This window comes from Weissella uvarum (genome assembly GCF_016908785.1).
Taxonomy (GTDB): domain Bacteria; phylum Bacillota; class Bacilli; order Lactobacillales; family Lactobacillaceae; genus Weissella; species Weissella uvarum.
In genome coordinates this window covers 94,989-108,823 of record NZ_JAFBEO010000002.1, presented here as the reverse complement: position 1 = coordinate 108,823, position 13,835 = coordinate 94,989, and the positions used below count along the sequence as shown (strand labels likewise).

Genomic DNA, 13,835 nt, shown 5'->3' with positions numbered 1-13,835 from the left:
AATTTTTATCTATTGAGGATTGTTATGGGAAAGAGAAAAGAAGTAACCGAACAAGTGACCAAACATGTAAAAATAGAAAGTGATGGCTGGAATGATTATGGTATGTATCTTTCTTATCATATTTTTGTTGAAATAGATAAAAATAAAGGGAAATTTGATTATAAGATATTAGGATTAGACTCTAATAAGAGTTACGTCCAATATAATTTTTGTGAGAAAGAAAGCGATGAAATAGAAAATATAGATTTATTTGGTGTAGGAGAATTGGACCTATATTATTTTTGTGCTAATCACTTAGAAGAAGATGAATTCAATGCCCTTTTTACTAAATTAAATGACCTTAATTTCAAAAATACATATAAAGAACTGATTGAAAAAGTTAATTTTAATGACAGGGAATATGTAAATGGTTTATTTAGATATGGGACAGGTGAGAAATTTGCGAAGTTTAAATATAATGTAGGTGGAGATGTTGAATTATTTAACTTATTCAATAAAGTAACTAAAGATAAATATTTATTAGAAAAATTGGCAGATGATACGTTCACTAAAAATTTTATAAATTTACTAAAAGATCATAGCGGAGCTAGAACATTTTTCATAGATTTTATGCGTTCTAGCACATCACAAATACAGAAGATTACAAATAGTAAAAAGCCTACAAAAAATGATAAAAACACATGGGATGGACTACGTTCTATTTTTGATCAGTTGTATACAGATGACAGTATTAAAAGTGAATATGCAAAAATTTATGGTGACGCAAATATTGCCTTATTGAGATCGATTTCCAAACTTGAAGATGCATTAAAAATTAATGACGAAGTTGAATTACCAGCATTAGGTCAGTATACGTCGAATTCAACTTTGCAATATGTGTTACCCCGGACTATCGATGGTGATCCACAAAATTTTTTGAGACTTACGAATGGAAACCAATTAAACGATCCTATGGAAGGAAAGATACTGCTTTCATTTTTAAAATTGCATCTAGATGCTAGTGATTATAAAGGTACAGACAACTTTTTGGCTTCATTAACTTCGAATACGGACGAATTGCCGATGTGGCAACAATATGGGGATAATGCGCGAGGTATATGTGCAGTTTTTTCAGAAGATTATATCCGGGAAGTTCAAAAGTATCTATATCATGTTTGTTATATTAAAATTGGAGTTTCAGAGGAAGCTCCGTTCAAAATTAGTGTTCCTGGTTTGGAAAATTATAAAGTTTATAAAGAAGATAGAAAGAAGCACGGTGAAAATGAGCCTGAATCAATTGAAGAGATGCTTAATGATTTAATAAGTAAAACTGAGTCAGCTTTAAAAGAATCGAATGATACTTTTGGAGAAAAAGAAGGCTTAGAGGATGTTACTCCCAATCAATTTTTTCACTATTTTGATAAGCTTGCATTTTTATTTAAGTCGTATGAGTATAACTATGAAAACGAATATCGCATTATAAAAGCAGAAACAAATAGTATCCAAAAAATGGTACAGCCAAACGATGATAAATATATGATATACACATATTTAAAAGATTTGCAGATATCATATAGTAAAATTCTATTAGGACCAAATAACACGCAAAATGTTAATTACCTAGGCGAATACATTAAAATGCTAAGTCCTGAAACAAAGATTAGCTTGTCTGAAATCAACTTTAGGTAAACTAATTAATATTAGAAGATGTTATTGCTGATGAAAAAATGATAATTCGTGCGCTATTTTAAAACTGCAATTATGGAAGTAACAAATTGCTAGTTAAGGTATTAGTATACAAGTTAGGTGATGCTTTTATTGACAAATGATAAGCTGAAAGTCTAAACTAAAATAAATTGAATAATTTCTTCAGGGCAGGGTGAAATTCCCGACCGGTGGTGAGCATCTTAGATGTAAGTCCGCGACTCAAATCGATGATGATTTGATTGATATGGTGAGAATCCATAACCGACAGTATAGTCTGGTAGGCAGAAGATATTTTACAGATAAGCTAAAACTGTCTTCTTTAGGTTGCCCTGAAACCTAAAGAAGCTTTTTTGTTTATAAGGGAGAATACAAATGCGTGAAACACAACGCTTAAGTGTCATCGCCTTATTGGCGGCAATTTCATTTCTATTAATGCTCGTGGGACAAATCCCATTAATTCCAGGTGCAACCTTCCTAAAAATGGACTTTTCATTTGTGCCGATCTTCATAGGAGCCATCCTATTAGATCTACGCGCTGGTTTTATGGTGCTGATCCTACGCTCTTTGCTTAAGTTACTTTTGGATGGTGCAGGTGTAAATGATTATATTGGATTACCAATGAATATGGTTGGGTTAGCCGTATTGCTAATCGGACTTTACTATGGGATGCAAAAAGGTAAACAATGGAATTGGCGCCGGCTATTATTGGGTGGTGTGATTGGGACCATCATGCTAACCATCGCCATGGTAATCATGAATTTGGTTTATGGAATCCCACTATATGCACGTTTTGCGAACTTTGATATTGCCAAGACCATTGGGACAAAAGTATATTTGCTTTATATGGTGTTACCATTTAACTTAGTGGAAGGAATTTTGCTCACCTTGGTGAGTGGATTAATTCTCTTACCATTTAAAAATGTATTTGTTCGTTTAATGCGTCAACTATAATTAACTAAAAGGAGAACGCCGTGGATTCAACATTTTTGTTAACATTTTTTTCAGAAAAACAACCGCGGCGGAGCCACGTCATTTTCGCAATCCTAAGCCAAAAAACAACCGGTTCAACTGAATACTGGGGTTTACGTTACCAACTATTAGATTGGTTAGGGCTACTGCCCAAAATGAATAAACCCGACTTTGAAAAAGTGGTGGCGGATTTATTGAAAGAACGTTTACTTTATAAAACTGAACCTGGGCTATATGCCTTAACGGAGAAAGGGCGTCGGGCTAAAGTTGCTTATCAAGCTCAACACTATCAACTTAAACAACCAGCTGACCGATATTTAAAGCAAACAGCTAGTTTTATGCCACTATTCTTGCTAGCCAATCAGATTGTTTCTGAATACGCTTATCGGAATCAGCATTATTATCCAATTCAAGTTAGCTTAAAAGAACGTCAGCTCATTAAAAGCTGGTTTCGCCAGCAGGATAAAAAACAATTAATTGATGATTGGCGTGAGGGGCTAGTTGGCTTCTTAGAAACGCTACCAGCAGTAGATGCTGATCATTTAGCTCAAACATGGATTGGCCATGGCTTAACTGGTTTGAATTTTGATCAGTTACAAATGAATCCACAGTGGACTGATTTTGATTTTTATCTTTGGCAGCTCGATTTATATACACAATTGATTAGCTACATTGAAGAAAATTTACATGGCCAACATCCAATGGCGCAACTATATCAATTGGTCGGACCGCGTTCGTATTTGTCAGATAGTATTAAAGCAAGTTATGAAGCGGCCAAAGCCGGCCAAACATTACCTGAAATTGCCCAACACCGCAAACTGAAGTTGGGAACCGTTCAAGAGCATTTGTTAACGGCTGCAATTTGGTTGCCATTTGCTGAATTCCCATATGATTCATATTTGACGCCCGCGGTAACTGATTATCTAGCTCAACATTTAACAGATGCAGACATTGACCAATGGCGTTTTAATATGGTGCGTACGTCGGATGATATTACAGAATTTTTTCTGTTCAGACTTTATGAAATTTGGCAGACAAAGCAGGAGCAAGCGCATGAACAAGCATGAAAAAATGCACGCAGTGTTGAAAGAAAAGTTTGGGTTCGATGATTTTCGACCAGGCCAAGCTGAAATTATCTCAGCCCTTCTTGAAAATAAAAATGCCTTGGGAATGCTACCGACCGGCGGTGGGAAAAGTTTGATTTATCAAATGATGGGATATTTACGTCCAGGCACAGTGGTCATTGTGACACCTTTACTATCGCTGATGCAGGACCAAGTGTCGCGCTTTAATTACATGGGAGAAAAGTCAGTCATTGCCTTAAGCTCATTGATGGATGCTCAAGAGAAATATTCTGTCTTACATCATTTAAACAATTATCGTTTTGTCTTGATTTCACCGGAGATGTTGAATCAAGAAGCGGTCTTAAAGGCCTTTGCGAATATCAATATTAATACATTTGTGATTGATGAAGCGCATACGATTCTGAGTTGGGGGCCTGATTTTCGACCAGATTATTTAGATTTGCCATTAATTCATGAACAGTTAGGCTTTCCACCATTGCTTTTATTGACGGCAACGGCCACCAAAGCAATGCAAGCTGATTTAATGCAAAGGTTTAATGTCCCAATGGAACAATGGTATGTGTATGCCCAATCTGTTGATCGACCAAACATTTATTTGCACAATGAAGTTTTAGATACAAATGCGGATAAGGATGACCGCTTAACGACCTTAGTCAAACAAATCCCTGGTGCTGGAATTGTCTATGTTTCGAGTCGAAAGTTAGCCAATACACTGGCGGAACAATTGAAACAGACGACAGGACGGCATGTCGCAGCCTACCATGGTGGTTTGGATAATGTGGCGCGTTATCGTCTACAACAGCAATTTATGCAAAATGATTTGGATGTCATCGTAGCAACCTCTGCTTTTGGGATGGGGATTGATAAGGATGATATTCGCTTTATTATTCATTACCACCTCAGTCAAGATCTGGCTAGTTATATGCAAGAAATTGGCCGGGCCGGTCGCGATAACCAAGCGGCTTTGGCAGTATTATTGTACGTCCCAGGTGATGAGCGGATTCAATATCACTTATTAGATGCTTCTTTGCCAACTGATACAATGTTAGCGCAATATATGGATAAGCAAATTGATGCGGCCTCTATCGGGGTAGAGCGAGCACGTTTGATTGATTATTATATCGCCAAGCATTTAGGCCTTGAGCAAATGCAATCCTTGTTTAAAGAAAGACGAATTGTTCGCAGTCAAGCGTTGCAAAGTATGGTGAACTACGCTAGACAGCCGGAAGACTTGCGTAATTATCTCTTGCAATATTTTGATGATGCACCGACTTCTTTGGACTTCGAATCAGTGGGACCGGCAGCATTTAATTTGAATGTAGTGGGCTTACCCGCGCAGTTAGCAGCTAAAAATTCGTTGCCAGCACAACATTGGCCTGATATTTTAAAGCAACTGTTTAAATGAAAGTTAAGAAAGTGCAACAAGGATGGCATCAATGATTTTTTTGGTGTACGATAACCCTTAGTAAATTTGAGATTAGGAGGGCTGACATGACCGATCAAGATAAAAAACCGGAGCCATGGGGCGAGTCTTTTAAAGAAGACCAACCGGACCAATATTCACGAACGGAACATCGTAAGAAGACGCAACGCGTTAGTTGGACGATTGGTGTTCTTGTCGCTGTAGTGATTGGATTGTCTTTTGTGCCAATTTATGAATACCTACAAACTTTGAATAAGCCTACCAATGCCGAACAAACATGGTCATCAGCTTCTACATCAAGTACGAAGATTACTGATTCATCAAAATCAAAGCAAGCCTCATCAAAGGCAGCCTCAAAGTCTAAGTCTGTAAAGGCTGCTTCGGAGTCAAAGGCACAGGCCTCAAAGAAATCAGCTGAAGCTTCATCAAAAGCGGCTGCTAAAGCTGCATCTGAGAGTAGTGCCAAAGCGGCTGCAGCTAGTTCAAAGGCGCAACAAGCTAGTCAAGCAAGTTCGCAACGTGCATCTAGTCAGTCTTCACAAGGTGATAAGCAGTATACAACTGTTGCAGCTGGACAAGGTGCCTTCCGTGTTGCGACAAACGCTGGTATTTCACAATCTAAGCTACAAGAATTAAACCCAGGGGTTGATCTTAGTGCTGTACATGCCGGACAACGTTTGCGCGTTAAATAATGATTATTACAAAACCATCAGAATTCTGATGGTTTTTTCTGTATTGACATTCACATTACCTGCTGAATAGCGTAAAATGTAGAGATAAATAAAATATTTAAGGATGTCAGAATGAAATCAATTCAAATTGCGATTGATGGGCCAGCTTCAGCTGGTAAATCAACCATTGCCAAGATTTTAGCGAACGATTTAAGCTTTGTTTACGTTGATACCGGTGCGATGTACCGTTGTGTCACATTAGCCGTGTTGGAAGCGGGTATTGATCCAGCTGATGAACAAGCGGTTACGAAGTTGTTGCCCGAATTAAAGATTACCTTTAAGCCTGGTGCATCAGAGCAACAAGTCTTTTTAAATGACAATGATGTCACTGAGGCAATTCGGACCGATCGTGTTGCTAAAAATGTTTCACAGGTTGCTGCTTATGCCCAAGTACGTGAAGCAATGACGCAATTACAACGTCAGATTGCCAAAGACAACGGGGTTGTAATGGACGGACGTGATATCGGAACAACTGTATTGCCAGATGCAGCAGTCAAGATTTTCTTAATTGCATCAGTTCAAGAACGAGCTGAACGTCGTTACCGTGAAAACCAAGCCAAGGGGATTGATACACAAACCAGTTTGGCTGATTTAAAAAAGGCAATTGAAGAGCGAGACTATTTGGATTCACACCGTGAAATTTCACCTTTGAAAAAGGCGTCTGATGCGGTTGAACTTGATACAACTGGGTTATCAATTGAACAAGTTGTGGATAAGGCCAAAGAAATTATTGCTCAGAAATTAAATTAAATAATTTATATAAAATAAACATGATAAGGGCTAGCCATTTATTTAGTGGTATTGTATAATAACGCTTAGAGTCGTGTGACCAGGAGGATATATTGTAATGAACGAAGAGAACAACGAGCTATTGGCAGCTCTTGATAGCGTAGCCGAAGTTAAAGTGGGCGATGTCGTTAAGGGTGAAGTCTTAGCAATTGATGATAATCGTCAAGTGATTGTAGGTATTGAAGGTGCCGGTGTTGAAGGAGTAATCCCAATGCGTGAGCTATCTTCTGACCGTGATGCTGACGTTAATGATCTTGTTAAGGTTGGTGATGTTTTGGATTTGGTAGTCGTATCAACTATCGGTTCAGACAAAGAAGGTGGATCATACCTATTGTCAAAGCGTCGCCTTGAAGCTCGTCGTGCTTGGGAGGAAGTCGCAAGCAAGTATAACGAGGGTGATATTGTTGAAGCACCAGTAACACAAGTTGTTAAGGGTGGTTTGGTTGTCGATGTTGATGGTGTACGTGGATTCGTACCTGCTTCAATGATCGAAAACCGTTTTGTGCAAGATTTGAACCAATATAAGGGTCAAACTATCCGCGCAAAGATTATTGAAATCGACCCAGCCGAAAGTCGTTTGATTTTGTCACGTCGTGACGTATTGAACGCTGAACGTGAAGAAGCTTTGAAGCATGTCTTCGAAGACTTGTCAGTTGGTGATGAAGTTGAAGGTAAGGTTGCTCGTATGACCAACTTTGGTGCCTTCATCGACCTTGGCGGTGTTGATGGATTGGTTCATGTATCTGAAATCTCACATGATCGCGTTTCTCAACCTTCAGATGTTTTGTCTGTTGGTCAAGATGTTAAGGTTAAGGTTTTGGGATTGGACCCAGAACGTGAGCGTATTTCATTGTCAATCAAGGCAACTGAACCAGGTCCTTGGGATGACATTGAAGAAAAGGCTCCAGTTGGTGCTGTGCTAGAAGGAACTGTTAAGCGTGTTGTTGACTTTGGTGCCTTTGTGGAAGTATTCCCAGGTGTTGAAGGTTTGGTTCACGTTTCACAAATCTCACACAAGCACATCGATAACCCAGCTGATGTTTTGAAGGCTGGCGACAAGGTTCAAGTGAAGGTTTTGGATGTAAATCCTGAAAAGCAACGCTTGTCATTGTCAATCAAGGCTTTGGAAGATGCTCCTGAAGGTGAAGAAGAGACAAAGCGTTCATCATCAAACAACAATGGTGGTGACCGTCCACGTCGTCAAGCACGTCGTCCACGTCAAGACCGTGCACCAAAGAATTACTCAACTTCTGAAGAAGAAGGTAATGCAACTTTGGGTGATGCCTTTGCTGATATTTTCAAGGATTTTAACTAATTTTTGAATAAGAACTAAATTTAAGCGTGTGTTGGGGTAGCCTGACGCACGCTTAATTTTATTTAGGGGACAAATCCCGTAAAATATAGTAATATTACAATTAATAATGAAGTTTCAAGGAGGTAGTAACTATGGCACTACCAGTAGTAGCGATTGTTGGTCGCCCCAATGTGGGAAAATCAACCATCTTTAATGAAATGGCTGGCGATCGAATTTCAATCGTTGAAGATACCCCTGGGGTAACACGTGATCGTATTTATACACGTGCTGAATGGCTAACCCAGGAATTCCGTCTAATTGACACTGGCGGAATTGAGATGAGCGATGAGCCATTTATGTCTCAAATCAAACAACAAGCTGAAATTGCAATTGATGAAGCTGATGTGATTGTTTTCATGGTTTCAGCCAAGGAAGGTTTAACGGAAGCTGATGAAAATGTCGCTAAGATCCTTTATCGAACAGACAAGCCCGTTATTTTAGCAGTAAACAAAGTTGATAATCCGGAAAAACGTGCTGAAATTTATGATTTCTATGCGCTTGGCTTTGGCGATCCATATCCAATTTCAGGAACTCACCGAACGGGTGTTGGTGATTTGCTAGATAAGATCGTTAGTGAATTTCCTGATGTTGAAGCTGAAGATGATGACGATGCAATCCGTTTCTCTTTGATTGGACGGCCTAATGTCGGTAAGTCTTCAATCGTCAATGCTTTGCTTGGTGAGGACCGTGTGATTGTGTCTGATGTGGCTGGGACAACTCGTGATGCTGTCGATACACGTTTTACAACACCAGATGGTGATGAATTTGTGATGGTCGATACGGCCGGGATTCGAAAGCGGGGTAAAGTTTACGAAAATACTGAAAAGTATTCTGTTATGCGGGCCATGCGGGCCATTGATGATTCCAACGTCGTGTTGATGGTTTTGAATGCTGAAGAAGGTATTCGTGAACAAGATAAGCACGTTGCTGGTTATGCGCACGAAGCGGGACGAGCAATCATTATCGTTGTTAATAAATGGGATACGCTAGACAAGACAACGGATACGATGCGTGATTTTGAACAACATATCCGCAATGAATTCCAATATCTTTCATATGCACCAATTGTGTTTGTTTCTGCTAAAACGAAGCAACGCTTAAACAAGTTGCCTGATTTAATCAAGCAAGTTGATGAAAACCATAAGCGTCGTATCCAGTCTGCAACATTGAATGAAGTGATTATGGATGCTTTGGCCCTTAATCCAACTCCAACGGTGCATGGGAAGCGGCTACGTGTTTACTATGCAACACAAGTGGCCATTCAACCACCAACATTTGTGGTTTTCGTGAATGATCCAGAGCTTATGCATTTTTCTTATGAACGTTTCTTGGAGAACCAAATTCGTAAAGCCTTTGACTTTACAGGGACACCAATTCATCTGATTAAGCGGGCTAGAAAATAGGAATATTATAACTAAGTCTTGACATTTTTTTAGAAAAAGAGTTTGTTATTTCAGCAAAATCTTTAAAAAAGCTGTTATATCAACGTTTTCGGCTAAAAAATCTTGTTTATCTGTTTTAGTTATGCTATCCTAAATATCGAAATTGAAATATGTTTCGCATATTTTTGATTTTAAACCATACAGTATAGTGATTACGCAGGAGGAAGATTCTCATGGCTAACAAGCAAGAATTGGTAAACGATGTTGCAACAGCAACTGGTTTGACAAAGAAGGACGCAACTGCTGCAGTTGACGCCGTATTCTCATCAATCCAAGACACTTTGGCAAAGGGTGAAAAGGTTCAATTGATTGGATTTGGTAACTTCGAAGTTCGTTCACGTGCCGCACGTAAGGGCCGTAACCCACAAACTAAGGAAGAAATCGAAATTCCAGCATCAAAGATTCCTGCATTCAAGCCTGGTAAGGCTTTGAAGGATGCTGTTAAGTAATTTTGACCGATAAGTGGTTAATTATTTAATCGGTATAATTTAGAGACTATTTTGTCTTTTAATAACAAAAGAGAGCTAATCCAATTTGGATTAGCTCTTTTTTATGAATAAATTCAGTTAGCTACGTTGTATGCAATAAGGGTTAAAGTTTGCATTGGTGATATTTGTGTAATCGTATTAAAGCATCACTCATCCAGAACACTGTGATTTTAAACCGGTGTGCGTTATTTATTAACTAACAGGCCCAATTTTGCATATATATGGAATTTTTCCGTCTTTTTATGGGTAGAATCAAGCAATTTTATGGTCTGGAAAGCCGACATGGCCTAAATTAGTGCAAAAAAGAGGTTAATTAAGCTTGAAATTCATAATTTTTGAACACTTTGTTCAAAAGTGTCATCCATAAGTTGTATAAAATGCATTTTATTTACTTTTAGCTTTGTCTTATTTTGAAATGAAAGGCTAAAAACACGTAAATACTCACAATTTTTAAAATAAATTGCAAAATATCGCATTTTTTTCAAAAAAAATCAGTATTTTTATGACAATATAGATGGCTCTATGGCAGTGATGAATCGAATTTAAAACGTTTAACAGTCATGTTGTTGTAAAGAATGTCATAAAGCGTTATTGCCTTGTTATGTTTAAGTGGGGAGATTCCCGTATAGTATTCATTGTTGATAAAGCAACGACATAAAACGATAAATTAAACATTAAACAAAAAACGAATTCAAAAGGGGTATTAATTCACATGAATATTAAACAAGCTATCTTAATGACAACTGCAACTGCCGCCGGGCTTTTGGGTGCAACTGGAATTGCATCTGCTGATCAAGTAACAATCAAGTCAGGTGATACTCTTGCATCTATCGCACAAAACTACAACACGACAGCTGATAAGTTGGCTGAAATTAATAACATTGAAAACCCAGACATCATTTATGCTGGTGAAACACTTGAAACCGAAGGTTCAGCCCAAGCTACAACAACTGTTGCCGCTGCGCCTGCTGCTACTCAACAAGTTGCAACGCAAGCTGCATCAAAGCAACAAGCTACGCAAACAGCTCAAGTGGCTGCTCCTAAGCAACAAGCTACACAAACTGTTGCTACAGCACCAAAGCAACAAGCAGCCCAAACCACTACAGCGGCTGCACCAGCTCAGCAACAAGCTGCTTCAACGCAACAAACAACTACTAACACAGCGCAAGCAACAAACGCTGGTGGTTCAACTTACGCCCAATTCATTGCTAACGGTGGATCAGCCGCTTTGTGGCAAGCTGTTGTGATGCCTGAATCAGGTGGAAATGCTAACGCCGTATCAGCTAATGGATACCGTGGATTAGGCCAAACTAAGGAAAGCTGGGGAACTGGATCAGTTGCTCAACAAACACAAGGTATGGTTAACTACGCTAACTCACGTTACGGTTCAGTTTCAAATGCCGTTGCCTTCCGTCAAGCTAACGGTTGGTGGTAAGATTTAATTTAAACGATTGGAAAAGACTTTACCGAGTAATCAGTAAAGTCTTTTTTTGAACTTTTTTCTAAAAAAATTAGAAAAATGGACCTTATATTTCAAAAAATGTAACAGGCTATAAATGCTTATATATCAATATCTTAAGCAGTTTAATATAATCATAACGTTTGCTTTTTGAAACACTTGTAACATAACCTTAAGTGTGTTGATACATACAAACAGCATAAAAGCGTTATAGTTATCACTGTTGATAAAACATTATATAAAAATTAAAAGTAAAAAAATTAAAAGTAGGATTCAAGGAGAGAGTTAATCATGGATGTTAAAAAAGCCGTCGTTTTGACAAGTGCCACTGCAGCTGGAGTATTGGGAGCAACTGGAGCTGCTTCTGCTGATACAGTTACAATTAAGTCAGGTGATACACTTGCTGAAATTGCTCAAACTTATGGAACAACAACTGATAATTTGGCCGCTATTAACAAGATTACTAACCCTGACTTGATTTTTGCTGGTGAAACGCTTGAAACTGAAGGAACTGCTGTTGCAGCCCAACAAGCACCTGTACAACAAGTTGCTCCTGTTCAACAACAAGCTACTGTTTCAGCTCCTGTAAAGGAAGAAACTACTGCGGTTGCACCTGCTCAACAAGCTAAGCCAGTTGCTCAAGCAACAGCTGCACCTGCTGCTTCAGGTTCAACTTACGAACAATTCATCGCAAATGGTGGAACTCCTGCATTGTGGGATGCTATCGTTCGTCCAGAATCAGGTGGAAACCCTAATGCGGTTTCATCTAACGGTTACCGTGGCTTAGGTCAAACTAAGGAAGCATGGGGAACTGGATCAGTTGCGCAACAAACTAAGGGTATGCTTAACTATGCCTCATCACGCTATGGTTCAGTTGAAAATGCCGTTGCCTTCCGTCAAGCTAACGGTTGGTGGTAAGATAAAATTTATACTCGAAAGGCAATTCAGTGTGAGCTGGATTGCCTTTTTTTATGTCAAAAGCTGGTCAGAACCATGCTTGTTATTTTAGTTTAGATTAAGGTAAGATAGTATGTAAACAGATTTGGAGGCAGGTGGTATGGTAGTGAAAAAAATCGTCACGATTGCTGGTTCGGATAGTTTAGCCGGAGGTGGTATTCAGGCCGATTTAGCGACTTTTGATGAATATGGTTATCAAGGTTTAAGCGCTATTACGAGTATTGTGACTGTGATTGGTGATGATTTTCAAATTCATCCGGTTGACTTAGAGCTTGTGCTAGAACAACTTAAGTCTATTTTCGCTCTTGATGATATTGCTGCCATTAAAATTGGCTTATTACCAACTGCTGACCATGTTAAATTAGTTGCTGATTTTCTTAAACAGCAAGGGTTAACCTGCCCAATCGTTGTTGATCCGGTCATGGCTTTTAAAGAAACAGATACAGTTGATGTGCATGAGCTTGTAACAAGCTTAAGACGTGATTTACTACCGCTTGCAACGATTACAACGCCAAATTTAACTGAGGCGGAGCTGTTAACTGGAAAAACTGCTGAGTCAGTTGATGATTTAATTCGAATGGGTCAACAGATTTTACAGGATGGACCCAATGCCGTGTTAGTTAAAGGGGGCGCACGTTTGGCTGACCAACAGATTCATGATGTGCTAGTTCAACAAAATGGGGCCCCAATTATCATGAATCAAGAGCGTATCCCAGCTGAAACAAATAATGGTGCTGGATGTACCTTATCTTCAGCCGTTGCAAGTGGGTTAGGTGATAATCAAGCGATTAATGTTGCTGTTAAAGATGCGCAAACTTTTGTGCACGATGCGATTGCGGATGGGGTACCTTTAAATCATGACTTTAAAGTTGGAAATGTTTGGCAAGGTGCACGGCGTATGAAAAATGGAAAGGTTAACTCATGAAAATTAAAAGAATTACAATTCTAGCAATCATTATTGCAATTAATTTGGTCCTCAGTAACTTTGTACGCTTGCCAACGCCAACCGGCTTTGTATCACTGGTTGAAGTAGGTATTTTTTTGGCCGCCTGGAATTTTGGACCACGCAGTGGTGCAGTTGTCGGTGGCTTAACTGGTTTATTATTGGATTTATTAGCCGGATATCCACAATGGATGATTTTGTCATTGATTATTCACGGCACTGAAGGTTATATCTATGGTGTTAGTGAAGCAACTTGGCTTGACCGGGCAAAGTTCACGTTAGTTGGTGGAATTGTCATGGTAGTTGGCTACTGGCTTGGTGGTGCAGCATTGAACTGGTTGATGGGTGGCATGAATATGCAAATTATGGCGGCCCTAGGTGCAAGTGCTAGCGAAATTCCTGCGAATGTGATGCAAGTCTTAGTTGGCTTTGTGGTTGCACTGATTGTGAATAAGCCAGTCAATAAATTATTAACCTCTGTAGAAAATGATTAGGAGGGAAGTTTACTT

At 39.0% G+C, this 13,835-nt stretch carries 13 protein-coding genes and 1 riboswitch; all 13 genes read left to right on the top strand.

Annotated elements, in window-relative coordinates:
• Nucleotides 1–24 precede the first annotated feature (24 nt).
• The 13 genes from JOC36_RS03050 (at nt 25) to JOC36_RS02990 (ending at nt 13,820) form a co-directional block, all read left to right on the top strand.
• Entirely contained in the window at nt 25–1,668 is a 1,644-nt protein-coding gene (locus tag JOC36_RS03050) for a DUF2971 domain-containing protein (protein WP_205145036.1), read from the top strand.
• Between the two features lie 172 nt (nt 1,669–1,840).
• A riboswitch (FMN riboswitch) is annotated at nt 1,841–1,980 on the top strand.
• A gap of 78 nt (nt 1,981–2,058) precedes the next feature.
• Complete coding sequence (locus JOC36_RS03045; protein ID WP_205145035.1) at nt 2,059–2,637, top strand: ECF transporter S component; 579 nt, start codon at nt 2,059–2,061, stop codon at nt 2,635–2,637.
• A gap of 20 nt (nt 2,638–2,657) precedes the next feature.
• Complete coding sequence (locus JOC36_RS08840) at nt 2,658–3,722, top strand: helix-turn-helix domain-containing protein (RefSeq protein ID WP_205145034.1); 1,065 nt, start codon at nt 2,658–2,660, stop codon at nt 3,720–3,722.
• Entirely contained in the window at nt 3,709–5,145 is a 1,437-nt protein-coding gene (locus tag JOC36_RS03035; RefSeq protein WP_205145033.1) for a RecQ family ATP-dependent DNA helicase, read from the top strand. Before JOC36_RS08840 ends, JOC36_RS03035 begins: the two co-directional genes overlap by 14 nt.
• 86 nt (nt 5,146–5,231) lie before the next feature.
• Nucleotides 5,232–5,855 (top strand): LysM peptidoglycan-binding domain-containing protein, encoded by a 624-nt coding sequence (locus tag JOC36_RS03030; RefSeq protein WP_205145032.1) that lies wholly within the window; start codon nt 5,232–5,234, stop codon nt 5,853–5,855.
• 111 nt (nt 5,856–5,966) lie between these two features.
• Nucleotides 5,967–6,644 carry a (d)CMP kinase gene (gene cmk, locus JOC36_RS03025; protein ID WP_205145031.1) on the top strand — a complete coding sequence of 226 codons (678 nt, stop codon included), beginning with the start codon at nt 5,967–5,969 and terminating at the stop codon, nt 6,642–6,644.
• Between the two features lie 97 nt (nt 6,645–6,741).
• On the top strand, nt 6,742–7,998 hold the full coding sequence (gene rpsA, locus JOC36_RS03020) for a 30S ribosomal protein S1 (protein ID WP_205145030.1): 1,257 nt from the start codon (nt 6,742–6,744) through the stop codon (nt 7,996–7,998).
• A gap of 131 nt (nt 7,999–8,129) precedes the next feature.
• A complete protein-coding gene (gene der / locus JOC36_RS03015; RefSeq protein ID WP_205145029.1) occupies nt 8,130–9,440 on the top strand; it encodes a ribosome biogenesis GTPase Der in 1,311 nt (436 codons plus the stop codon).
• A 212-nt stretch (nt 9,441–9,652) separates the two neighbouring features.
• Entirely contained in the window at nt 9,653–9,928 is a 276-nt protein-coding gene (locus JOC36_RS03010; protein WP_057744095.1) for an HU family DNA-binding protein, read from the top strand.
• 751 nt (nt 9,929–10,679) lie between these two features.
• Nucleotides 10,680–11,402, top strand: a complete 723-nt coding sequence (locus JOC36_RS03005; protein ID WP_205145028.1) for a LysM peptidoglycan-binding domain-containing protein — start codon at nt 10,680–10,682, stop codon at nt 11,400–11,402.
• Nucleotides 11,403–11,717: 315 nt separating this feature from the next.
• On the top strand, nt 11,718–12,344 hold the full coding sequence (locus JOC36_RS03000; protein ID WP_205145027.1) for an aggregation-promoting factor C-terminal-like domain-containing protein: 627 nt from the start codon (nt 11,718–11,720) through the stop codon (nt 12,342–12,344).
• Between the two features lie 139 nt (nt 12,345–12,483).
• Complete coding sequence (gene thiD / locus JOC36_RS02995; RefSeq protein WP_205145026.1) at nt 12,484–13,308, top strand: bifunctional hydroxymethylpyrimidine kinase/phosphomethylpyrimidine kinase; 825 nt, start codon at nt 12,484–12,486, stop codon at nt 13,306–13,308.
• A complete protein-coding gene (locus tag JOC36_RS02990; protein ID WP_205145025.1) occupies nt 13,305–13,820 on the top strand; it encodes an ECF transporter S component in 516 nt (171 codons plus the stop codon). Before thiD ends, JOC36_RS02990 begins: the two co-directional genes overlap by 4 nt.
• Nucleotides 13,821–13,835 lie beyond the last annotated feature (15 nt).